The following is a 21744-nucleotide window of genomic DNA, read 5'->3' on the forward strand; positions in this document are numbered from 1 at the left end:
AAAGCCTTTCGGAGTCGCCCATGGCGCTCGCGACAAAACTGTTGCTGATCATCCTCGACGGCGTTCCCTACGGGAACTGGCGCCGGCTGATGGGCAATCTCGAAGGCTGGGTGCAATCGGGCGAGGCGCGGGTCTGGAAGATGCGTTCCGTGCTGCCGTCGACCTCGGCCTGCTGCTATGCCTCGATCCATACCGGAGTTTCGCCCCAGGTGCACGGCATCTTGTCCAACGAGAACCGGTTTCGCGTCGCGCAGCCCGACATCTTCTCCGAAGTCAGCAAGGCCGGCGGCAAGACGGGTGCCGTCACGCATTCCTACTGGTCGGAATTCTTCCGCGCCTACCCCTTCGACCTGGTCGAGGACATGGAATTCGACGAGCCGGGCGGGCCGATCACGCATGGCCGCTTCCACACCATGACCGGCTACAATGGCTGCAACCAGATGACGCCGAGCGACATCGACCTGTTCGCGACGCTGACCATGCTGATCAGGCGCCACGGCATCGACTACGGCATCCTGCACACCTGCACGCTGGATTCGATGGGGCACCGCTTCGGCCATGACTGCCACGAGATGGACCACGCCGTCTATGCGATGGACGGTATGCTGGCTGCCTTCTTGCCGCGCTGGATCGAAGCCGGCTACGAGGTCATGGTCACCGCCGATCACGGCCAGACCGACCGCGGCCATCATGGTGGCCATGGCGACGAGATGCAGGATTTCGCGTTGTATTATTTTGGACCCGGCAAGGGACCGCAGGCCGACACATTGCTCGACCAGCTGCAGCTGGCGCCGACAATCTTAAGCCGTCTCGGCGTGCCAGTTCCGGCGACGATGAAGGCGAAATCGTTTTTGGGGTGATGTGGACGCGACGTCGGCGCCCCCCTCCCACCTGCCGGCATTCGTCGTTCCAAAAGCCAAGCAATTGGCTTTTCGTCCGCTGCGCGGACCACGTCTCACCTCCCCGGTAAATGACGGGCAGAAGGGATGCTCTGGCAACCGCCTCGCTCTTCGGCTAGCCTCCGAAATTCCTTGGCGGAGGATGAACCTTTTTGGATCGATCAGCGACAGAGCAGACAGGAGCCAGGCGGCTCGACCGGCCATGACGGCATCGACGGAGACCGATCGCGCGCTTGTCGACCGGGTCGCGAAGGGCGACCGTGCCGCCGTGCGGCTCCTGTTCATGCGTCACCACGCGCGGGTGTACCGCTTCGTGGCGCGCCAGACGGGATCGGAAATGATGGCCGACGATATCGCCAATGAAGTGTTCCTCGAGCTATGGCGCCAAGCGCCAGGTTTCGAGGGACGCTCCGAAGTCTCGACATGGCTGCTCGGCATAGCCCGTTTCAAGGCGCTGTCCTTGCTGCGCAAGAAGAAGGAAGCCTGGATCGACGACGAGGCCGCCGCCGCGGTGCCCGACAGTGCCGACACGCCGGAAGTCGTCACCATGAAGGAAGACAAGGCTGCCGCCTTGCGGCGCTTCGTCGACGCCTTGCCGGAAGAGCATCGCGTTGTGATCGATCTTGCCTATTATCACGGACAGTCGGTGAGCGAGATCGGCGAGGTGCTCGACATTCCAGTCGCGACCGTCAAGACCCGCATGTTTTACGCCCGCAAGAAACTCGGTGAGGCCCTCAAGGCCGCCGGTTACGACAGGGGGTGGCCATGAGCGCCGCTGAAAAAATGTCGCGCCGCGACGAAATGGAAATGCTGCTGCCGTTCTACCTGAACGGCTCGCTGGAGGGCTCGGACCTGGAAGCCGTCGAGGAATGGCTGGCCAGCGACCCGGCGGCACTTGCCGCCCTTGGCGAGGCGGAAGCCGAATTCTCCGGCACTGCGGCTGCCAATGAAGCGATCCGTCCGCCGGCCGATGCGCTAAGCCGCTTCGCCAGGGCGCTCGATGCCGAGGCCGGACCGGCGCGAGCGCCCGCAGGATCGTCCTGGCTGGCGCAGGCCTGGGGCCGCTTCATGGCGGTGCCGGTCGGCGTCGCCTGGGCCGCGGCCGCGGTTCTGCTGGCCCTGGTCATGGTGCAGTCGTTTGTCGAGCCCGGCGGCAAGGGCAGTGATTTCGAGATAGCCGGCGCGCAAGACGATCTGGCGAAAATGCCGTTCGCCCTGGTCAAGTTCAAGCCGGATGCGAAGATGTCGGATATTTCCGGCTTTCTCGGCGGCAACGGGCTGAAGATCATCGGCGGACCGACCGCCGACGGCGTCTTCCGGCTTGGCATTCCCGCGACGACCGCTGCCGATTACACAAGGCAAATCGGCCTTATTGTCGCTCAGCCTTTCACGGAGACTTTGATCGAGGGAAGGAAGCCGGTTGATGGCGGCTGAGGCGGTCATTCGATTTGCGGCCATGCTTGCGGCGGCGATGACAATCGCCGCCGTGCCTGCGTCGGCGCAGACCAGCGCGAAGCCCGACCGGACGAAAATCGACTGCCGCGACGGGGCCAATGCGGCAGGAGCCGACTGCGCCAAGGGTGACGCGAAGGGCGGGACGGATACAGCGCAGGCCGGCGCGGTGTTCTTGCCGGCCCTGATCGTCGACCTGTTCCCCAACCCGGTGGTGCCCCCGGCACCGATGCCGCGGCCGGCTTCGGCGACACCTCCCGCCGGTAATCAGGCCGACCCTCCGCCTGGCGGCCCTATCGTCTCTCCGACCGATCTCGTCGCCGTTCAGCCGCCGCGCGCGGTGGTCGGCGATTTCGTGCCGGACGAGGTGCTGGTGACGGTCGACGGCGATGCCGGGGCCGTGCAGCAGATCGCCGCTTCCTTCGGCCTCCAGGTGCGCTCGCAGCGCCAGTCGCGGCTGCTTGGCACCACGCTGGTGCGTTTTGGGATTCCCGACGGACGGCCCGTCGGCGTCGTGCTGGCGCAACTGGCCGCCGACGGCCGCACCCAGCGGCGCGAGCCTAACCATGTTTATTCGCTGCAGCAGGCCGCCAGCATCGTCAACTATGCCTTCGAGCACATAGCGCTCGATTCCAAGCAGGCCAGCGGCGAAAACGTCCGCATCGCGGTGATCGACACCGGCATCGACGACACCAATCCGGCGCTGGCTGGCGTCATTGCCGAACAGTTCGACGCCATGCCGGGCGTGCCGATCGAAAAGCGCGATCACGGCACGTCGATCGATGGCCTGATCGCTGGCGTCGGCGCGCTGGAGGGCATGGCGCCTGGCGCCAGGATCTACCACGCCCGTGCCTTCGAGGGCGGCAAGTCGACCATGGACGTCATCCTGGCGGCGCTCGACTGGGCGGCGGACCAGGACGTGCGTATCATCAACATGAGCTTCGTCGGGCCGAAGAACGATCTGCTCGGCGTTGCCTGCCGCAATGCCCGCGCGCTCGGCATGGTGCTGGTCGCCGCCGCCGGCAATAACGGGCCGAAGGCGCCCTATGGCTATCCGGCCGCTTTCGACGGCGTCATCGCCGTGACCGCCACCGACGCCAAGGACGGGCTGATGCCGCAGGCCAATCGCGGCGCGTACGTCTTCATCTCGGCGCCCGGCGTCGAGATGGTGGCGCCGAGCGGCGCCGGCTCGGATGTGGTCACCGGCACCTCGTTCGCGGCGGCGATCGTCAGCGGCGCCATCGCCAATCTCATCCACGCCGCACCCGATCGCTCGGCCGACGACATCGAAAAGGCGCTCGGGGCTACGGCAAGAGATCTCGGCCCCAAGGGGCGCGACAATGATTTCGGCTACGGGCTGCTGGACATCAAGGCGGCGGCGGCAAAGGAATAGGTCTAACGCTTAAAAGCTTCTGCTTTTATGCATGTCGAAACTCAATCAGATGGTTGCCCCAATGGCTGAGATGGGTGGAAAGCCGAAGGTCTGCTTTTCGGCGTTTCCACAAGCAGTCTCGGGCGCCAGCGTGGGTCGATAAACCGCTCTTGCCACGTCGTGATGAGATCAGGCGGCCGGCAAGCCTGGGTCGATGCCGGTCATGGCGATCGAGACGTCCCAGAGTCGCCTCCCGAGCGCGGGATCTTCGGCATGGGGCGCGCGCTTTGCTTCGCCGGCTGCACCGCGGGTTCCGCCAAAGCCGGTGGGACCGTAATAGCCTCCCGGCTTCACCTTGCCGGTCGCGGCCAGAAGCGCCGGCCAGGCGCCCTTGTCGGCGCTGTTGAGCAGCAGGCCGACGATCGGGCTTGCGATCTGGGCAAGTCCCATGTGACGACCAAGGCTCGTTGCGGCGATGCCAGGGTGAACGCCGATTGCCGTGACGGGCGACTTCGCGGCGCGCAGGCGACGATCCAGTTCGAAGAAGAACAGCGCGTTCGCCAGTTTGCTGGCGCCGTAGCGTTCGTTCTTGATGTAGCTCTTGTCGGCATTGAGGTCGTCCCAGTCGATCTTGGCCTTCAGATGCGCGACGCTCGAGGTTACGACCACCCGCGCTCCCGGCGTCTCCGCCAGCTTAGGCAGGAGCAGCGAGGTGAGCGCGAACACGCCGAGATGATTGACGCCGAACTGCGATTCGAACCCCTGCTTCGTGCGCGTCAGCGGCGGGTTCATGATCCCGGCATTGTTGATGAGCGCATCGATCCGTGGCTCCTTCGCGGCGATCTCGGCTGCGGTGCGAACGCTGTCCAGGTCACCGAGGTCGAGCGGCAACCAGACGAGATCGGCGTTGGGCGTGATCCGCTTGATCCGTGCGATGGCATCCTGCGCCCGGGTCTGCTCGCGGCAGCCAAGCAGGACGCGCGCGCCCCTGGCGGCAAGCACCCGCACGATTTCGAACCCGACGCCCGCGTTGGCGCCTGTAACGATGAAGCTCTTTCCCGTCTGCTTGGGGACGTCGGCTTCGGTGAAACCCTTGCTATTAGACATTTTCGTTCCTTATAGGTGAGTAATTACATACTCATTTATGGGTTAAAATTCAGGCGGCAGACCCCTTCCAGAACAGGTCGAACCCGGCCTGCCGGATGGCGTCACTTTCCCAAGGTTTGGCCGTGACCGCGTTGATGCTGATGTCTGCCAGATCGAAAAGAATGGTATCGATGTAGAAGGCGATCCTGTCAGGCGCCGCATGGCCGGCGAGACACTCCTCCACCATCGTCCGCGCATCCCGCTGCATGGCGTGGCACCGGTTCCGGCTTTCCGCTGTGACGCGATCCGACACCTTCAACTGGCGAAGGGCCTTGCGCGCTGTGGCGTGAGCCAGCCCCCAGTCAATCAGACAGTTCCAAACCGCGAATAGCAGGTCTTTAGCGGAGGCGTCCGCCGGATATGGCGCCAGCATCGTCTCTGTGAGGTCGGCCTCGATCTCGAGAAAGAGCTGGTTGAGCAGATCGTCCTTGGTTGGAAAGTAGGTGAACAGCGTCCCCTCGGAAACGCCAGCAGCCTTTGCGATCTTGGCCGTGGACGCGCCCGTGCCAAGGTGCGCGACGAACTCGGCCGCTGCATCCAGCAGCGCCTGTCGCTTTTCTTCACTGAGGGGACGCGCCATATTTCTGTCCAACGATATTGAGTAAGTGGATACTCAATTATATAGGGGATGACGTGAGATTGGTCAAGGGATGCAATCTTAAAGCCATCTGAAAATTTCGAAGTACCGATGCCAGACTAGAAATATTGAAACGGCGGATGATCAATTAGGTAGCTTTGGTACTTCGCGAAGGTCGCAGGCAATGGCTTGCCTTCCTCGAGCGGTCAGAGCTCATCGGCAGCTTTTGCGAAAGCATCAAATTCGACCGAACGACCGGAGTGGGGCGAACTCGGTCGCGCGGAGTGTGCGTTTCGACCTCTAGCCAGGCGCGCCGGCGACCGATCCCCTGACCACCAGGTCGACGGGCCAGACTTCGCCGCGGGCGCCCTCTTCCAGCCCCGAAATCCGGGCTGCCAGCCGCTCGGCGACGCGGGCGCCAGCGAGACGAATGGATGAACGCGTCGTCGACAGCGGCACCGAAAAATTCTCCGGCCGCAGCCAGGGGAAGACGTCGTCATGGGCGATCAGTGACACGTCGCCCGGAATGCTCAAGCCGAGGTCGCGCACCGCACGCACGACGCCCAGCGCCATGATCAGGCTGGAGCAGGCGATCGCCGTCGGCGCATCGCCCTCTTCCAGCAAACGCCTGGTGGCGCGATAGCCGTTCTCTTCGGTCATGACCACCGAGCAGACATGGCGTTCGTCCAGTTCCAGTCCGCTCGCGGCCAGCGCCCGGCGCACGCCGCGTTCGCGATGGATGGCAAAGGTCTCGCGGTTGTCGCCATTGATCAGCGCCAACCGCCGGTGGCCGAGCTGGATCAGCAGCCTCGCCGCCTCGCGGAAGGCGCCCTCGTTGTCGATGTCGGTAAAGGCATAGTCGAAATCGAAGCCTTCACTGCGGCCATGGACGATGAAGGGTATGCCGAGCGTGTTGACCAGCGCCACGCGCCGGTCGGCGGGCCTCGGCGAGGAGATGTAGACAGCGTCGACCTGGCGGTTGGCGACGATGCGCCGGTAGGTCGTCTCCTGATCGTCGGCGTCGGCCGGCGACAGCACCAGATCGAGCTCGTGCGAACGGGCATAATCGCCAAGGCCGGACAGGAACTCGACGAAATGCGGATCGATGTCGACGGATGCACCGGTCGGCAGGACATAGCCGATCATCCCGGTCTTGCCGGTCGCCAGCCGGCGCGCGCTGGGATTGGGGCGGTAGCCGTGGCGCTTGGCGGCGTCCATGACACGCCTTCGCGTTTCCTCGTTGACCTCAGGATAGCCATTCAGCGCGCGGCTTACCGTAGTCTGCGACAATGCCAGCATATGGGCAAGCTGCTTGAGGTTCACGAAAACTCTCCATCTCCCTCAAAGCGCTTTTAAATTGAATCGACCCAAGTGCCGCCGGGGTTGGGCCGTTCAACAACGGACCATAAGCGTGGTTCAGAGGTGTTTGAAACAAAAATTGCTGCTGCACTGCCATAAAAGCATGTTGCAGCGCACTTTTCAGGCCGCAAACGCGTCAGATTAAATCGATTAGCCCAGCTGCCTCTTGACTTCCGGCCGATTCAATGGCGAGATCAAAAAGGCCAAAGCGCTTTGGAAGACTCTTCGAAAGGTTGCGGTTCCTTTCTGACTGAGTCACAGTCCTGCGGCGTCGGCGGGCGGAATGGAGGTTCCGTCCGGTGTGTATGATCCACTGGGAGGAATACCGATGAAGAAAATGCTTTTGCTGGGTGCCGCGTTTGCCACGCTCGCCCTGAACGCGCCCGCGCATGCCGAACTGAAATTCAAGCCGGGTGAGGACAAGCGCTTCAACTGGGCGAACTACGAAGAGCTCAAGAAAGTCGACCTCAAGGGTGAGACGCTGTCGATCTTCGGACCGTGGCGCGGTGAGGACGAAGGCCTGGTGCGCGGCGTTCTCGATTATTTCTCGGAAGCCACCGGCGTCGAGATCAAATACTCCTCCTCGGAGAATTACGAACAGCAAATCGTCATCGATACGCAGGCCGGCAGCCCGCCGAACATCGCCGTGCTGCCGCAGCCGGGCCTGATCCAGGATCTCGCATCGAAGGGCCTGTTGACGCCGCTCGGCGACGACACCGCCAAATGGGTCAAGGACAATTACGGCGCCGGCCAGTCATGGGTCGATCTCGGCACGTTCAAGGACAAGGACGGCAAGCCGGGCTTCTTCGCCTTCCCCTACAAGGCCGACGTGAAATCGCTGGTCTGGTACTCGCCGGACAATTTCGAGGAAGCCGGCTACAAGGTGCCGAAGACGCAGGAAGAGCTCGCCGATCTCGAAAAGAAGATCATCGCCGACGGCGGCAAGCCGTGGTGCATCGGCCTCGGCTCCGGCGGCGCCACCGGCTGGCCGGCGACCGACTGGGTCGAAGACCTGATGCTGCGCACCCAGCCTCCGGAAGTCTACGACAAATGGGTGAAGAACGAGATCCCGTTCAACGACCCGGCAGTGGTCAGCGCCATCGACATCTTCGGCAAGATCGCGACCGACGACAAGATGGTCGATGGCGGTGCCAAGGCAGTTGCGGCGACCGATTTCCGCGACAGCCCGAAGGGCCTCTTCTCAGTGCCGCCGAAATGCTACCTGCACCACCAGGCGTCGTTCATCCCGACCTTCTTCCCGGAAGGCACCAAGATTGGCCAGGACGCGGACTTCTTCTACTTCCCGCCCTATGCCTCCAAGCCTGAGCTGGGCACGCCCGTGCTCGGTGCCGGTACGCTGGCGATGATCACGAAAGACAGCAAGAGCGCCCGCGCTTTCATCGAATTCCTGAAGATGCCACTCGCCCATGAGATCTGGATGGCCGAAGGCGGTTTCGTGACGCCGCTCAAGTCGGTCAACAAGGAGGCCTATGCCAGCGACGCGCTGAGGAAGCAGGGCGACATCCTCGCCAACGCCTCGACCTTCCGCTTCGACGGTTCCGACCTGATGCCCGGCAAGATCGGCGCCGGCGCCTTCTGGACCGGCATGATCGACCTGGTCGGCGGCAAGTCCGCTCAGGATGTCGCCACCGACATTCAGAAAAGCTGGGACGCCATAAAGTAGGCAAGGCGCCGATTGTTCGGCTGGACGTTTGACCTATCGATCCTGACTGGATCCGGGCCCTGGAGGCCCGAATCCAACCGGCGGCCCGTGCCGCGGCGACTATCATGAGCACACGGACATCCGGCATGAAGCGCGACCGGCAAAGAGGAAGACCTGTCTGCCTGGCGATAGCGCTCTGAACAACTGAATCGGCGCATCTCATCGCCCTGACCGTTCGGCCTTGGCTAGTGATGCGCAGGGGGAGGGACCCATGGCGGCTCAGATTTTCTCGGCCATATTCGTCATCATCGTCGGGGTCGGCGGTTGCGTCGCCTATTTCTGGGGCGCCAACAAACTGGTCGACCTGATATTTCCATCGCGTGGCGTCGCTGGCGCCGCGGCTATCGACAATCTGCGCCGGCAAGGGCTGGTCCGGCCGTGGCTGTTCGTCGGTCCGGCGATGATCATCTTGACCATCTATCTGATCTATCCGGTAGTCGAGACGCTGCGGCTGTCGTTCCTCGATCGCGGCGGCGTCAATTTCGTCGGCCTGGCCAATTATGAATGGGCCTTCGGAGATCGCGAGTTCCGCAACTCGATCCTCAACAACATCGTCTGGCTGGCGGTGGTACCGGCCGCCTGCACCTTCCTCGGGCTGATCATCGCCGTGCTCACCGACAAGATCTGGTGGGGCACGATCGCCAAGAGCCTGATCTTCCTGCCGCTGGCGATCTCCTTCGTCGGCGCCAGCGTGATCTGGAAATTCATCTACGAGTATCGCGGCGAGGGTCAGACCCAGATCGGCATCCTCAACGCCGTCATCCAGCATTTCGGCGGTCAGCCGCAGGTCTGGATATCACTGCCGTTCTGGAACAATTTCTTCCTGATGGTGATCCTGATCTGGATCCAGACCGGCTTTGCCATGGTGATCCTGTCTTCCGCCCTGCGCGGCATTCCCGAAGAAACACTGGAAGCCGCCGTCATCGACGGCGCCAATCCATTCCAGATCTTCTGGAAGATCATGGTGCCGCAGATATGGGGCACCATCGCCGTCGTCTGGACCACCATCACCATCCTGGTGCTCAAAGTGTTCGACATCGTGCTGACCATGACCAACGGCCAGTGGAACAGCCAGGTCCTGGCCAATTTGATGTTCGACTGGATGTTCCGTGGCGGCGGCGATTTCGGCCGCGGCGCCACCATCGCCATCATCATCATGATCGCGGTCATTCCGATCATGGTCTGGAACATCCGCCAGGCGAACAAAGAGACGGGAGGACATTGAGATGGCCGTTGCGACCGGAAATTCCTTCGCCAGCCGCTTCGGCGTCCATATCGCCGTGCTTGTCTTCGTCGCGATCTGGACCATACCGACGCTCGGCATCCTGGTCTCGTCGCTGCGCGACAAGAACCAGATCATCGCCTCTGGCTGGTGGAATTCGTTCGCCAGTTCCACTCAGACCGAAGCCGGCCGACTGCCGGCCGCCTCGACGCAAGTCGAAAAGGACGGCAAGTTCGTTCTCGAGGGCAACATCTTCGGCGACGGTGCCAAGCGCAACATCAGCGCCTTCGGTGTTAAATCGGCGGCGCCAACGCAATATCCCGCTGGCACTTCGGCCGATCTCGGCGATGGCGAAATCTTGCAGCTGAATGAAGACGGCAGCTTCGTCATGCAGTCGCCCAAGGCATTCGAAGGCGATCGCGGCCAGCGCGTCTACTATGCCTCGTCGGCGCCGCCGAAATTCACCACCGAGAACTACAAGACAGTCTTGTTTTCCGAGGGCATCGGACGGTCGTTCATGAATTCGCTGACCGTCACCATCCCGGCGACCGTCATCCCGATCCTGATCGCTGCCTTTGCCGCCTACGCTCTGGCCTGGATGCGGTTTCCCGGCCGGGCGCTGCTGATCGCCGTCATCATCGGCCTGCTGGTGGTGCCGCTGCAGATGTCGCTGATCCCGCTCCTGAAACTCTACAACGGCGTCGGCGCTTTCTTCGGCATGCCGTCGAAAACCTATCTCGGTATCTGGCTGGCGCATACCGGCTTCGGCTTGCCCTTCGCCATCTACCTGCTGCGCAGCTACATTGCCGGCCTGCCGCGCGAAATCATGGAATCGGCGCGTATCGATGGCGCCAGCGATTTCGAGATCTTCGTCAAGATCGTCTTGCCGCTGTCCTTCCCAGTGCTGGCTTCGTTTGCCATCTTCCAGTTCCTATGGGTATGGAACGATCTGCTGGTGGCGATGGTTTTCCTGGGTACAGAGGCAGACCAGATCGTGCTGACCGCCAAGCTCAATGCGTTGTTGGGCTCACGCGGTGGCGACTGGGAGATTCTGACGACATCGGCTTTCGTGACCATAATCGTGCCGCTGATCGTCTTCTTCTCGCTGCAGCGCTATTTTGTCCGCGGGCTGCTTGCCGGCTCGGTGAAAGGAGGCTGAAACGATGCGATCCGCTTTGAAGGCCAGCTCGAAACCTGACCTCGCCATCGATCGCGACTGGTGGCGGGGTGCTGTGATCTACCAGATCTACCCGCGCAGCTATCAGGACTCGAACGGCGACGGTATCGGCGACCTCAAGGGGATCATCGGCCGCCTCCCCTACATTGCGGCACTCGGTGCGGACGCCATCTGGATTTCGCCGTTCTTCAAATCGCCGATGAAGGATTTCGGCTACGATGTCACCGATTATTGCGACGTCGATCCGATGTTCGGTACGCTGGCCGACTTCGACGCGCTGACCGCCGAGGCACACAGGCTAGGCTTGAAGGTGATGATCGACGAGGTGCTGTCGCACACCGCCGACAACCACCCATGGTTCAAGGAAAGCCGGTCGAACCGCACCAACCCGAAGGCCGACTGGTACGTCTGGGCGGACGCCAGCCCGGACGGCACGCCACCCAACAACTGGCTATCGATCTTCGGCGGCTCGGCCTGGCAATGGGACACCAGCCGCCAGCAATATTACCTGCATAATTTCCTGGCCGAGCAGCCCGACCTCAACTTCCACAACCACCAGGTCCAGGATGCGTTGCTGGACGTCACCCGCTTCTGGCTGGAGCGTGGCGTCGACGGTTTTCGGCTCGACACCATCAATTTCTATTTCCACAGCCAGGGCCTGGAAAACAATCCGCCGCTGCCGCCGGAAGAGCGCAACGACCAGACCGCACCCGCGGTCAACCCCTACAATTATCAGGACCATCTCTACGACAAGAGCCGCCCTGAGAACCTCGGCTTCCTCGAGCGCTTCCGCGCGCTGCTCGACGAATACCCGGCAACCGCCGCGGTCGGCGAGGTCGGCGATTCGCAGCGGGGACTGGACGTTGTGGCTGCCTACACGGCCGGCGGCAAGCGCGTGCACATGTGCTACTCGTTCGACTTCCTGGCGCCGGAAAAGATCAGTGCGGCCAAGGTCCGCTCGGTGCTGGAATCCTTCGGCAAGGTCGCCAGCGACGGCTGGTCGTGCTGGGCCTTCTCCAACCACGACGTGATGCGCCCGGCCTCGCGCTGGGCGGCTGGCGAAGCCGATCCGACCGCCTACCTCAAGGTCATCTCGGCGCTCTTGATGTCATTGCGCGGTTCGGTCTGCATCTACCAGGGCGAAGAGCTTGGGCTCGCCGAAGCGGAACTGCGCTTCGAGGACTTGCAGGACCCCTACGGCATCCGCTTCTGGCCGGAATTCAAAGGCCGCGATGGCTGCCGCACGCCGATGGTGTGGGACGGCAGCGCCAAGAATGGCGGATTCTCCCCGGCAAAGCCCTGGCTGCCGGTGCCGACCAAGCATCTGTCGCAAGCGGTCAATGTCCAGCAGGGCGACGAGAATTCGCTGCTTGAGCACTATCGTCGCTTTCTCACGTTCCGGCGTGCCCATCCGGCGCTTGTCAAGGGTGACATCACCTTCATCGAAAGCGAGGGCGACACCGTCGCCTTCACCCGCCGCGCAGGCAACGAGCAGATCGTCTGCGTCTTCAATCTGGGAGCCGGGCCAACCAACGTTGACCTTGGCAGCCGATCGCTGCAACCTTTGCCCGGGCACGGATTTTCGGGGCAGGTAAGCAGCGGTTCCATCGAGCTTGGCGGCTACGGCGCCTGGTTCGGGCGCGTCGACTGAATTTCAAATCACTGGAGGAACCCAATGGCCGATGTCACGCTAAGACAAGTGAAGAAGTCCTACGGCAATCTGAACATTCTCCACGGCATCGACCTCGATATCAAGTCGGGCGAATTCATCGTCTTCGTCGGTCCGTCGGGCTGCGGCAAGTCGACATTGCTGAGGTCGATCGCCGGGCTCGAGGAAATCACCTCTGGCGAGCTCAGAATAGCCGGCGAGGTCGTGAACGACGTGCCGCCGTCGAAGCGGGGCATCGCCATGGTGTTCCAGTCCTACGCGCTGTACCCGCACATGACCGTTTACGACAACATGGCGTTCTCGATGAAGATCGGGAAGGAGAACAAGGCCGAGATCGACCGGCGCGTACGCCAGGCGGCGGAAATCCTGCAGTTGACGAAATATCTCGACCGCTTGCCCAAGGCGATGTCGGGCGGACAACGCCAGCGCGTCGCCATCGGCCGCGCCATCGTGCGCAATCCGAAGGTGTTCCTGTTCGACGAGCCGCTGTCGAACCTTGACGCCGCACTTCGCGTCGCCACCCGCATCGAAATCGCCAAGCTCAAGGAATCGATGCCCGCCACGACCATGATCTACGTCACCCATGACCAGGTCGAGGCGATGACGCTGGCCGACCGCATCGTTGTGCTCAAGGAAGGCCATATCGAACAGGTCGGCACGCCTATGGATCTCTACAAGAAGCCCGGCAATCTGTTCGTTGCCCAGTTCATCGGCTCGCCGGCCATGAACATCCTGCCGGCGACCATCGAAAGGACCGGAAACCCGACTGTCGTCAGCCATGTCGGCGGGCGCAAGGCAACCGTGCCGATCACGACCCCTGCTTCGGCAAAGGGCGCCGCGGTGAGCTTTGGCGTGCGGCCGGAGGACCTGATCATTGCCAGCGGTGCGGACTATCTGTTCGAAGGGACGGTCGACTATGTCGAGCAGCTCGGCGAGGTCCAGCTTGTCTATGTCGACATCGGCCGCGCCGATCTGCCGCTGGTGACCAAGCTGCCCGGCAATGTCGAGGTCAAGCGCGGCTCGACATTGCGGCTGAGCGCCAATGGCGAAGACCTGCATATCTTCGACACGGATGGGCGGTCCTTCGCGCTTCACGAAGCAGAGGCTAAGGCGGCCTGAGGTTCCATGATGAGACTGCACGTTGCAAAAACAAGAGCGGCGGGCCCAGCCCGCCGCTCTTGTTTGGAGATCAGCTTCGGCTGTTAGCGGCCGAAGAGATTCCGGTCGCTGCCCTGAGGGGCGGACTTCGGTACGTCGCCCGACGAATTGAGCAGCTTGTAGACCGGCGAACCGGTGTCGCGCACCGAAGACGTCGGCGTGGTGTCGACCTTGGAGGTCGCCAGCTTGTTGATATCGGTGCCACCAACGTTGTCGTTGCGGGCATAGGCGCTGCCGGCGGCAATCAGAAGAGCGGCGGCAGTAAGAACAATCTTTTTCATTTTTGACACTCCGTATTCTCGAATTCGATGCTGCCGATTAACCCGCAGCATCGCTGTCGGATGTTGGTTTTGATCGGATGTTAGTTGTTGCCGAACAGGTTGCGGTCGCTGCCATGGTTGACAGGCGCCTGCGTGGCCGGCTCCGACTTCTTGACGGAAGCCGTGTACGAGCTGTCGACGGCGGTGGTGGCAGGCTGGTTGGCGCCGTTGGAGCCAAAGTTGTCGCTGCCGGCGAAGACACTGCCAGTGACGGCCAGAACGGCGGCGGTAGCAAGAATGATCTTCTTCATCTCAACTCTCCTGAATTTCTGGATTTCGCCAGGATGGCGGGCGAACCCGCCGTCAACTGGGAATTGGTTGTTAGTGGCCGAAGAGGTTACGGTCGCTGCCCTGGGCAGGTGTCTGAGCAGCCGGTTCGGACTTCTTGACCGAAGCGGTGTACGAGCTGTCGACGGCAGTGGCTGTCGGGGCGTTCGAACCATAGTGGTCGCTGCCATTAGCGAAGGCGCTGCCGGAAATGGCCAGAACGGCGGCGGCAGTGAGAATGATCTTTTTCATTTTTTGTACTCCAGTATCTTCTTTTTCGTCCGTCTAGCGGCGTGTCTTGGAAATGAAATCGCGTCGTTCGGACAGCCCCGATGTGGGAGGGCATCCTCGCCTTTTCCAATCACGAAGTTGTTTCGTGTGGACCATGATTCCGCTACTTGAAATTGTGCCAAGGGCTTCTACACGCTACTTATTATTTATCTTTTTCAATGGTTTAAGCAAAACCGTCCGCTGGATCACCAACTGTTGCCAAGGCCCGGCGTTCACAATGTCCTGCACGCACCGTCAACAGAAACGAACCGTTCGGTTCGATTTTAGAATCAGCTAATAGTCACTTTTCGAAACCGTTAGCCTTTTTGGCCGCCGGCAAGGGGTCGGCTTTCGAGGAGATTGCAAGTGGCGATGGCTGCCGAAGAGATAGGATTTCAGCCCGGCAATCGCCAACCCGAACGTTTCGCACGCGTGTCGCGCGGCATGGATACGATGTCGTTTTCATGCCGATGACGCGCCAGCGATCGTGGTTAGATCATGCCATCTCAGGTGCCGCTTCGTGACGACGGGGCGGAGAATTGGGAAGCCGGTCAAAATCCGGCGCTGCCCCCGCAACGGTGGTGGAGTTCAAGTCGCAACGGGAGACCACTGGGCAACTGCCTGGGAAGGTGTCGCGATCGTCCGCAAGGACAACTCCAGAGCCCGGAAACCAGCCCGAGATTTCTAGACTCGACTGATCGCGGTGGGCGATCAAGAGGTGGATAGTGCATGCCCGGCGCCTCGCCGGCCTGCGTCCAATCCTTCCTCCGTCACCACCAGTTCAGTCCTTAGATAACGAGGACAGGACATGGATATTCGCAACGACATGCTGAGGCGCTTGAACAGCCGTCGGCAAGGCTTTTCGCTAGAGCAGCCCTTCTACACCGATCCAGACTACTTCAAGCTGGACATGGAGCTGATCTTGTATCGCGATTGGCTGTTCATCGGCCATGATTGCGAGCTGCCGAAGCCGGGCAGCTACATTACTGTGCAGATCGGCGACTATCCGGTTGTTCTTGTCCGTGACCAGCAAGGCAAGATCAACGCCTTCCACAATTCCTGCCGCCATCGCGGCAGTCGCGTCTGCAACACCGACAAGGGTACTGCGGCAAAGCTCGTCTGCCCCTATCACCAGTGGACCTATGAGCTCGACGGCCGGCTGCTGTTCGCCCGTCAGATGGCCGACGGTTTCGACAAGAGTGAGTTCGGTCTGAAGCCGGTCGCCTGCGAGAGCGTCGGCGGCTATATCTTCATCTGCCTGGCCAAGGAGCCAGCGGATTTCGCGCCGATGCGGGCGATGATCGAACCTTATCTGCTGCCGCACCGGTTGCGGGAAGCAAAGGTCGCCTTCGAGAGCACGATCATCGAGAAGGGCAACTGGAAGTTGGTCTGGGAAAACAACCGCGAGTGCTATCACTGCGTCGCCAATCATCCCGAGTTGTGCAAGACCTTCCCCGAGGCTCCGACCGTGACCGGCGTCAACGGCGCCGACAGCGACCCCGAAATGGTCGCGCATTGGGCCAAATGCGAGGCATCAGGCCTGCCGAGCAAGTTCCGCATCGATCCGGCCGGGCAGTATCGCGCCACCCGCGCGCCGCTGCTGCGCGATGCCGTCAGCTACACCATGAGCGGCAAACTGGCGGTGAAGAAGAACCTCTCCGACGCTGTCTCCGCCGACCGCATCGGCACCTTGATGCACTATCACTATCCGACGACATGGAACCATATCCTCATCGATCACGCGGTGACGTTCCGGGTGGTGCCGATCAGCGCCACGGAAACGGCGGTGACGACGAAATGGCTGGTGCACAAGGACGCGGTCGAGGGCGTCGACTACACCATCGAAGACCTTACCCATGTGTGGACCGAAACCAACGACCAGGACCGCCGCATCGTTGAGGAAAACGCCCTCGGCATCCTGTCGCCCGCCTATGAACCGGGCCCCTATTCGGAGCTGCATGAGGGCGGCGTGATCCAGTTCGTCGAATGGTACGCGTCGTTCATCGGCCCGCGCCTCGCCGAAGGCGGAAGGCCGGCGCTGCGCAGCGTCGCCTAGTTGCATCACATGCACAAGACATGAGGGACAAGAGAGGATGAATGCGATGACGGATCTTGGCCTCTATCGCCATCTCGACCAGATGACGCCCTGGAACGACAGGCTGCAGGTGCTGGAGGTGATCGGCGTCAGCGACGAAGCGCCTGACGTCAAGACCTTCACCTTCCGCTCCGACAACCAGACCTGGTTCCGCTACAAGCCGGGCCAGTTCGTGACGTTGGAACTGCCGACCGCGGACGGGCCGCTGATGCGCACCTATACGCTGTCGTCCTCGCCATCGCGGCCGTTCTCGATCGCAGTGACGGTGAAGGCGCAAGCCGGCAGCACCGGCACGCGATGGATGTTTGACCATCTGACGCCCGGCTCGCACGTCAAGGCCTATGGGCCGACCGGCGATTTTTCGCTGCACAGTCACCCGGCGGCTAAATATCTGTTCATTTCGGCCGGTTCGGGCGTGACGCCGATGATGTCGATGCTGCGCTGGCTGAACGACTGTGCGCCATGGACCGATGTCGGCTTCGTCAATTGCGCGCGCCGCCCGGAAGAGATCATTTTCCGCAAGGAGCTCGAACTGCTCGGCAGCCGTATGCCGGGCTTGTCGCTCGGTTTCATGATCGAGGAGCGTTCGAGCCGAGAGGGCTGGTTCGGCCATATGGGCCGCATCGACGCCATCAGGCTGCCGCTGCTGGCGCCCGATTTCCGCGAGCGCGAAATCTTCTGCTGCGGCCCCGATCCTTTCATGCGCGCCGTGCGCGGCATGCTGGAGGCCACCGGCTTCGACATGACGAAATACCATCAGGAGAGCTTTGCGGCGCCGGCCGTGGAGGAGATCCCGGCGCCGTTCGCTTTGCCGGCGGGAGACGACGCCGTCGCCCCGATCGAAGCCGTGACACCGATCCGATTCTCGCTTTCGGATGTCGATGCCGACTGCGTCGCCGGCCAAACCGTCCTGCAGACCGCGCGGGCCTCAGGCGTGCGGATTCCCGCTGCATGCGAGTTCGGCCTGTGCGGCACCTGCAAGGTGAAAAAGGTCGCGGGCGACGTCGAGATGAGCCACAATGGCGGCATCCTCGATCATGAAATCGACGACGGTTTTATCCTTGCCTGTTGCTCAAAACCGCTTTCGGCGCTCGAAATCGAGGCGTGACCGGCGGTTGGTGCCATTTCAGGAGTCCGGAGTGATCAGTCTCAAAGACGGGAAATAGGTCCGGTATCGACCGACATCGCGGGTCAGAAGCGGAAGCTGAGCGACCGCGGCATGGGCGCCAATGAAGTAGTCGGGCAACACGCCAATCCTGGATCCTCCTGATCGGCGGTACTGTGTAAATACCTTCCCGGCCAGGAAATGAGCTGCTCTTGGCATCGGAGCCATTTCGAGGCCGGCCGCATCCAGAAATGCGTCGAGATCCTCGACGCTGATGTAGCGAACAGCAAGCTCGGCATAGACCGCATCATTGATCAACAATGGTCCATCGAGGCTCGCTGCCTCGAGCTGTGCAACCGACCAGTCCGCCCAGGTCGGATCGTCCGTAACGAGGTCGAGCAGAACATGGTGTCGACCAGCGTCACGCTTCGCCACGCGTCAGTGCCATGATCGCGTCGGTCGTGAGCTCCTCGCCGGCATGGCCGCACAACTTGGCGAAGCGGCTCGCAGGCGGCTCTTTGTCAACGCGAGGCAGCACCACGCTGCCATCGGCAGCGCGTCGGAAATCCACTCTGCTGCCCGGGACGATTCCAAGGAGATCGCGGACCGGTTTGGGAATGGTCACTTGTCCCTTTGCCGTAACAGGAGTGGCCATCTTCATCCTCGTGGCAATACCATCTTTCACGAACTGTCAGCGCCAAGACCACATGCGTTAACAACGTCCATTCAAACTCCGTAGCGCTCGGTGCGAATGTTTCCCGCTGCAACGCCGGCATCAATCAGCGCCTGGGCGGCGACTGATACAAACGCGTTGGAGCCGCAGACAAAGGCGAGACCAGGCGGCTCGGGCAGCCGCGCCATTGCTTGCGCCATCATCGCGACGTCCACCCGCCGCGCATAATCGGCCGGGCGCCGGGCGGCTTCGCGTGTCAGTGTCAGCACTAGGTCGAACCCGTCCCTGCGGTCGTCAAGGCCGATCAGTTCGTCGCGAAAGATCACTTCGTCCCAGATCCGGGCTGAAAAGACCAGAACTACGGGCACTGTCGAATTGCGCGCGGCGCGATGGCGAGCCATCGACATCAAGGGCACGACGCCGGAACCGCCGCCGACAAGCACAAGCGGCCCGCTCTCATCTTCTGGCCAGACGAAATGCCCGCCGAGCGGTCCACGAAGTTCGATTTCGTCACCAATCGCCGCGACCTCGTGGAAGAAGGGGGAAACCTCGCCATCGTCGAGCTTCTCGATCGCCAGTTCGATCGCGCCATCCGTCTCGGGCGCGGAGGCAATGGAGTAGGAGCGGCGCGCCTGGTAACCATCCGGTGCCGTCAGCCTGACATCGACATGCTGCCCGGCGCGGTAGGCAAACGGCCGCGATGGCCGGAAAAAGAAGCTGGTAACACGCGGCGTGCGTTTTTCGATGCGGACGATCCCGGCCGTCTGCCAGGGCGATTGCACTGCTGCCACAGCGCTCATGGATCGCCCGTATAGCGCTGTTCGCGCCATGGATCACCATAGATGTGATAGCCGCGCAATTCCCAGAAACCGGGTTCGTCGCGCGTCGTGAATTGCAGGCCGTTCAGCCATTTGGCAGACTTCCAGAAATAGAGGTGCGGCACCAGCAGCCTTGCCGGGCCGCCATGGTCCGGCGCAATCGGCTCGCCTTCGTAGAGCAGCGCCACCATGGCCTTGCCGCCGGTAAGATCCTTTACCGGCACATTGGTGGTGTACCCGTCGAACGCGTGCGCCAGCGTGAAGCCGGTCGGCGGCTCCAAACCTGCGTCGGCAAGGATATCGTCGACCAGCACGCCCTGCCACGGCGTGTCGAACTTGGTCCACGCGGTCACGCAATGGATGTCGCGTGTCATCTTGGTCAACGGCAGCGCGTTGAATTCAGCCCAGTTCCACTTCTTGATCGGCCGTGGCCCATGCTTCAACGTGAACGACCAATCCTCCGTGCGCACGCGCGGCGTCGGACCGGCCGACAGTACCGGAAAACCCTGTTCGAGATATTGGCCGGGCGGTATGCGCGCATCGTCATCGGTTGGCGGGCGCCGTCCTGAAGAGAAACCTCGGGTGACCATCGCGGTAATTCCTCTGCGGCAGGCATCCATCAACCTGTCGCAGTTTTCTCGATGATGCCGCTGCGGGCAACTGAAATCTTGGCGCACAAAGCCGGCAGGCCCGGCGAGCCTGCCGGCTTTGCATTCAGTTCAGCGCCTCGCGTCAGCCATTGGCGAACGGCACCGCGACATAGATCTGGCCTCCGTCCCGCTCGACCAGCAACAGCACCGACTTCTTGCCGGACTTGCCAGCCTGGGCAATCGCCTGGGTGACCTGCCTGGCGCTCTTCACCGGCACCTGATTGACGGCGACGATGATGTCACCTGCCTGGATTCCGGAAGCCGCGGCAGCCTTGTCGGGATTGACGCTGGCAACGATCGCACCGCGCTGATTGTGGGCGAGATTCATCTGCTCGCGAATGTCAGGGGTGATGTCCATCAGGCCAAGCCCGATCGCCGCGACGCGTGAGCCTTGCCCGACGCCAGGCGCGCCGGACCCGTCTTCCAATGACGCGGTCTTCACGTCGTCGGTGTTGCGCCCGACATCGACGGAAATATCCACGGCCTTGCCCTTGCGCCAGATGTTCAGTGTTTCTCTGGCGCCGGGCGCGACATCGGCGACCGCCCGCGACAGGTCCTTGGGATCCTTCACATCCTGTCCGGCAAAGCTGGTGATGACGTCGCCGGCCTCGACTCCGGCCCTGGCGGCGGGCGAACCGTCATTGACCCGCGAAACCAGCGCGCCGGCGGCATGATCGAGGCCAATTGCGCTCGCCACATCCGCCGTCACCGGCTGGATCTCGACGCCGAGATAGCCATACTGGATCGAGCCGTCCTTCATCAGCTTGGCGACCACCTTCTGGGCCTGGTCGGACGGGATGGCGAAGCCAACGCCGACGCTACCGCCATTGGGCGAATAGATCGCCGCGTTGATACCGACGACATTGCCGGCGACATCTATCAGCGGGCCGCCGGAATTGCCGTGGTTGATCGGGGCGTCGATCTGGATGAAGTCGTCGAACGGGCCGCTGTGCAGATCGCGGCCGCGCGCCGAAACGATGCCTGCGGTGACAGTGGTGCCGATGCCGAACGGGTTGCCGAAGGCCAATACCTGGTCGCCTGGCATGAGCTTGTCGGAATCACCCCATTTGACGGTTGGCAGGGGATTGTCCGCCTTGACCTTGAGGACGGCGAGATCGTTCTTGGCATCGCGGCCGACCAGCTTGGCGGGGAGTTCGGTGCCGTCGTCGAGCGCAACCTTGATCGAGGTGGCACCATCGATCACGTGATTGTTGGTGACGATGATACCATCCGCGCCCACGAGGAAGCCGGAACCCAGTGCTTCGGCACGCTGCGGTTGCTGTTGTGGCGGTGTCTTGGGCATCGGCATGCCCTGGTCACCGAAGAACTGACGAAAATAGTCGTCGAAAGGCGAGCCGCCGTCGAACGGAGAGGCATCGCTCGTCGTTCCAGGCTCTGCCTTCGTGACAGTGGTGATCGTTACCACCGCCGGCTTGTCGGCCGCCACGATGGGAGCGAACGAGCCGTTGGGAGCGGTGAGGCCGGCGACCGGTGTCTGGGTCGTCGGAACGGTGTTGCCCTCGCTTTGGGCGAAAGACATGACGAAGGGGGATACGATCAGCGCAGCGCCCAGCAAGGCCGCGACGCGATGTCTGCGAATTATGTCTGACATGGTCGTTTGTCCGGGCGAGAGTTGATCGGTCGCCGTGGAGGTCTCCTTGTGCGGAAGACCGGCCATTCGGCGTGTCGAACGTCGCGATTGCCTGTCTCGCCTGGCACGGCAGCCGGACCGGATCGACAGCTCTGAATCTAGGGCGCAGCTTGGCCCGATTTAGGGATTCCGGGCCACCTT

At 62.1% G+C, this 21744-nt stretch carries 21 protein-coding genes, 1 pseudogene and 1 riboswitch; of the genes and pseudogenes, 11 read left to right on the plus strand and 11 right to left on the minus strand.

Translation table 11 applies throughout. The annotated features are described in order from the left end of the window. Positions 1–20 precede the first annotated feature (20 nt). From NKH57_RS15145 to NKH57_RS15160, 4 genes are all read left to right on the plus strand, one after another. Complete coding sequence (locus tag NKH57_RS15145) at positions 21–860, plus strand: alkaline phosphatase family protein (protein WP_352945138.1); 840 nt, start codon at positions 21–23, stop codon at positions 858–860. Between the two features lie 241 nt (positions 861–1101). Next, positions 1102–1668 (plus strand): sigma-70 family RNA polymerase sigma factor, encoded by a 567-nt coding sequence (locus NKH57_RS15150; RefSeq protein ID WP_023761412.1) that lies wholly within the window; start codon positions 1102–1104, stop codon positions 1666–1668. Continuing rightward, positions 1665–2333 (plus strand): anti-sigma factor, encoded by a 669-nt coding sequence (locus NKH57_RS15155; RefSeq protein ID WP_352485814.1) that lies wholly within the window; start codon positions 1665–1667, stop codon positions 2331–2333. Before NKH57_RS15150 ends, NKH57_RS15155 begins: the two co-directional genes overlap by 4 nt. Then, a complete protein-coding gene (locus NKH57_RS15160) occupies positions 2323–3744 on the plus strand; it encodes a S8 family serine peptidase (RefSeq protein ID WP_352945140.1) in 1422 nt (473 codons plus the stop codon). The genes NKH57_RS15155 and NKH57_RS15160 overlap by 11 nt, the downstream gene beginning before the upstream one ends. Before the next feature lie 168 nt (positions 3745–3912). On the opposite strand, the gene NKH57_RS15165 is transcribed toward NKH57_RS15160, so the two are convergent. The 3 genes from NKH57_RS15165 to NKH57_RS15175 form a co-directional block, all read right to left on the minus strand. Beyond that, complete coding sequence (locus tag NKH57_RS15165; protein WP_352945142.1) at positions 3913–4830, minus strand: oxidoreductase; 918 nt, start codon at positions 4828–4830, stop codon at positions 3913–3915. A gap of 49 nt (positions 4831–4879) precedes the next feature. Next, entirely contained in the window at positions 4880–5449 is a 570-nt protein-coding gene (locus NKH57_RS15170) for a TetR/AcrR family transcriptional regulator (RefSeq protein ID WP_352945144.1), read from the minus strand. Between the two features lie 297 nt (positions 5450–5746). Then, a complete protein-coding gene (locus tag NKH57_RS15175; protein WP_023761199.1) occupies positions 5747–6769 on the minus strand; it encodes a LacI family DNA-binding transcriptional regulator in 1023 nt (340 codons plus the stop codon). 364 nt (positions 6770–7133) lie between these two features. On the opposite strand from NKH57_RS15175, the gene NKH57_RS15180 reads away from it, so the two are divergent. The 5 genes from NKH57_RS15180 to NKH57_RS15200 all read left to right on the plus strand — a co-directional run bounded on the left by NKH57_RS15180 (position 7134) and on the right by NKH57_RS15200 (position 13715). Next, positions 7134–8489, plus strand: coding sequence for an ABC transporter substrate-binding protein (locus NKH57_RS15180; protein WP_352485817.1), 1356 nt, complete (start codon positions 7134–7136; stop codon positions 8487–8489). A gap of 250 nt (positions 8490–8739) precedes the next feature. Continuing rightward, complete coding sequence (locus NKH57_RS15185) at positions 8740–9753, plus strand: carbohydrate ABC transporter permease (protein ID WP_023761197.1); 1014 nt, start codon at positions 8740–8742, stop codon at positions 9751–9753. 1 nt (position 9754) lies between these two features. After that, on the plus strand, positions 9755–10909 hold the full coding sequence (locus NKH57_RS15190; RefSeq protein ID WP_352603226.1) for a carbohydrate ABC transporter permease: 1155 nt from the start codon (positions 9755–9757) through the stop codon (positions 10907–10909). Positions 10910–10913: 4 nt separating this feature from the next. Then, positions 10914–12578 (plus strand): beta-galactosidase BglA, encoded by a 1665-nt coding sequence (bglA, locus tag NKH57_RS15195; RefSeq protein WP_352945147.1) that lies wholly within the window; start codon positions 10914–10916, stop codon positions 12576–12578. A 24-nt stretch (positions 12579–12602) separates the two neighbouring features. Next, positions 12603–13715 (plus strand): ABC transporter ATP-binding protein, encoded by a 1113-nt coding sequence (locus NKH57_RS15200; RefSeq protein ID WP_352831401.1) that lies wholly within the window; start codon positions 12603–12605, stop codon positions 13713–13715. A gap of 83 nt (positions 13716–13798) precedes the next feature. Here NKH57_RS15200 and NKH57_RS15205 read toward each other — a convergent pair whose 3' ends face one another. The 3 genes from NKH57_RS15205 to NKH57_RS15215 form a co-directional block, all read right to left on the minus strand. Beyond that, the gene (locus NKH57_RS15205; protein ID WP_352945149.1) at positions 13799–14035 is read right to left on the minus strand and encodes a DUF680 domain-containing protein; all 237 of its coding nucleotides are present in this window, start codon (positions 14033–14035) and stop codon (positions 13799–13801) included. 80 nt (positions 14036–14115) lie between these two features. After that, the gene (locus NKH57_RS15210; RefSeq protein ID WP_352945151.1) at positions 14116–14325 is read right to left on the minus strand and encodes a DUF680 domain-containing protein; all 210 of its coding nucleotides are present in this window, start codon (positions 14323–14325) and stop codon (positions 14116–14118) included. A 70-nt stretch (positions 14326–14395) separates the two neighbouring features. Continuing rightward, the gene (locus NKH57_RS15215) at positions 14396–14593 is read right to left on the minus strand and encodes a DUF680 domain-containing protein (protein ID WP_352945153.1); all 198 of its coding nucleotides are present in this window, start codon (positions 14591–14593) and stop codon (positions 14396–14398) included. 509 nt (positions 14594–15102) lie between these two features. Next, a riboswitch (cobalamin riboswitch) is annotated at positions 15103–15304 on the plus strand. 115 nt (positions 15305–15419) lie between these two features. On the opposite strand from NKH57_RS15215, the gene NKH57_RS15220 reads away from it, so the two are divergent. Together NKH57_RS15220 and NKH57_RS15225 are read left to right on the plus strand one after the other, a co-directional pair. Beyond that, positions 15420–16667, plus strand: a complete 1248-nt coding sequence (locus NKH57_RS15220; RefSeq protein WP_352945155.1) for an aromatic ring-hydroxylating oxygenase subunit alpha — start codon at positions 15420–15422, stop codon at positions 16665–16667. A gap of 46 nt (positions 16668–16713) precedes the next feature. After that, positions 16714–17814, plus strand: coding sequence for an FAD-binding oxidoreductase (locus NKH57_RS15225; RefSeq protein ID WP_352945157.1), 1101 nt, complete (start codon positions 16714–16716; stop codon positions 17812–17814). A gap of 18 nt (positions 17815–17832) precedes the next feature. Here the strand turns inward: NKH57_RS15225 and NKH57_RS15230 are convergent. The 5 genes and pseudogenes from NKH57_RS15230 to NKH57_RS15250 all read right to left on the minus strand — a co-directional run bounded on the left by NKH57_RS15230 (position 17833) and on the right by NKH57_RS15250 (position 21564). Next, positions 17833–18236, minus strand: a pseudogene (locus NKH57_RS15230) (type II toxin-antitoxin system VapC family toxin). Next, positions 18233–18466 carry an AbrB/MazE/SpoVT family DNA-binding domain-containing protein gene (locus NKH57_RS15235; protein WP_352603216.1) on the minus strand — a complete coding sequence of 78 codons (234 nt, stop codon included), beginning with the start codon at positions 18464–18466 and terminating at the stop codon, positions 18233–18235. Before NKH57_RS15235 ends, NKH57_RS15230 begins: the two are co-directional and overlap by 4 nt. A gap of 71 nt (positions 18467–18537) precedes the next feature. Next, positions 18538–19284: an FAD-binding oxidoreductase gene (locus NKH57_RS15240; RefSeq protein ID WP_352945159.1), complete on the minus strand. Its 747-nt coding sequence runs from the start codon at positions 19282–19284 to the stop codon at positions 18538–18540. Next, the gene (locus tag NKH57_RS15245) at positions 19281–19892 is read right to left on the minus strand and encodes a molybdopterin-dependent oxidoreductase (RefSeq protein ID WP_023761186.1); all 612 of its coding nucleotides are present in this window, start codon (positions 19890–19892) and stop codon (positions 19281–19283) included. Before NKH57_RS15245 ends, NKH57_RS15240 begins: the two co-directional genes overlap by 4 nt. A gap of 142 nt (positions 19893–20034) precedes the next feature. Next, positions 20035–21564 (minus strand): DegQ family serine endoprotease, encoded by a 1530-nt coding sequence (locus NKH57_RS15250; RefSeq protein ID WP_352945161.1) that lies wholly within the window; start codon positions 21562–21564, stop codon positions 20035–20037. Between the last annotated feature and the right edge of the window lie 180 nt (positions 21565–21744).

This window comes from Mesorhizobium sp. M1050 (genome assembly GCF_040318715.1).
GTDB lineage: Bacteria > Pseudomonadota > Alphaproteobacteria > Rhizobiales > Rhizobiaceae > Mesorhizobium.

Coding starts and splice junctions, on each gene's coding strand:
- NKH57_RS15145 (WP_352945138.1), top strand. CDS start 21: ATGGCGCTCGCGACAAAACTGTTGCTGATCATCCTCGACGGCGTTCCC.
- NKH57_RS15150 (WP_023761412.1), top strand. CDS start 1,102: ATGACGGCATCGACGGAGACCGATCGCGCGCTTGTCGACCGGGTCGCG.
- NKH57_RS15155 (WP_352485814.1), top strand. CDS start 1,665: ATGAGCGCCGCTGAAAAAATGTCGCGCCGCGACGAAATGGAAATGCTG.
- NKH57_RS15160 (WP_352945140.1), top strand. CDS start 2,323: ATGGCGGCTGAGGCGGTCATTCGATTTGCGGCCATGCTTGCGGCGGCG.
- NKH57_RS15165 (WP_352945142.1), bottom strand. CDS start 4,830: ATGTCTAATAGCAAGGGTTTCACCGAAGCCGACGTCCCCAAGCAGACG.
- NKH57_RS15170 (WP_352945144.1), bottom strand. CDS start 5,449: ATGGCGCGTCCCCTCAGTGAAGAAAAGCGACAGGCGCTGCTGGATGCA.
- NKH57_RS15180 (WP_352485817.1), top strand. CDS start 7,134: ATGAAGAAAATGCTTTTGCTGGGTGCCGCGTTTGCCACGCTCGCCCTG.
- NKH57_RS15185 (WP_023761197.1), top strand. CDS start 8,740: ATGGCGGCTCAGATTTTCTCGGCCATATTCGTCATCATCGTCGGGGTC.
- NKH57_RS15190 (WP_352603226.1), top strand. CDS start 9,755: ATGGCCGTTGCGACCGGAAATTCCTTCGCCAGCCGCTTCGGCGTCCAT.
- bglA (WP_352945147.1), top strand. CDS start 10,914: ATGCGATCCGCTTTGAAGGCCAGCTCGAAACCTGACCTCGCCATCGAT.
- NKH57_RS15200 (WP_352831401.1), top strand. CDS start 12,603: ATGGCCGATGTCACGCTAAGACAAGTGAAGAAGTCCTACGGCAATCTG.
- NKH57_RS15205 (WP_352945149.1), bottom strand. CDS start 14,035: ATGAAAAAGATTGTTCTTACTGCCGCCGCTCTTCTGATTGCCGCCGGC.
- NKH57_RS15210 (WP_352945151.1), bottom strand. CDS start 14,325: ATGAAGAAGATCATTCTTGCTACCGCCGCCGTTCTGGCCGTCACTGGC.
- NKH57_RS15215 (WP_352945153.1), bottom strand. CDS start 14,593: ATGAAAAAGATCATTCTCACTGCCGCCGCCGTTCTGGCCATTTCCGGC.
- NKH57_RS15220 (WP_352945155.1), top strand. CDS start 15,420: ATGGATATTCGCAACGACATGCTGAGGCGCTTGAACAGCCGTCGGCAA.
- NKH57_RS15225 (WP_352945157.1), top strand. CDS start 16,714: ATGACGGATCTTGGCCTCTATCGCCATCTCGACCAGATGACGCCCTGG.
- NKH57_RS15235 (WP_352603216.1), bottom strand. CDS start 18,466: ATGGCCACTCCTGTTACGGCAAAGGGACAAGTGACCATTCCCAAACCG.
- NKH57_RS15240 (WP_352945159.1), bottom strand. CDS start 19,284: ATGAGCGCTGTGGCAGCAGTGCAATCGCCCTGGCAGACGGCCGGGATC.
- NKH57_RS15245 (WP_023761186.1), bottom strand. CDS start 19,892: ATGGTCACCCGAGGTTTCTCTTCAGGACGGCGCCCGCCAACCGATGAC.
- NKH57_RS15250 (WP_352945161.1), bottom strand. CDS start 21,564: ATGTCAGACATAATTCGCAGACATCGCGTCGCGGCCTTGCTGGGCGCT.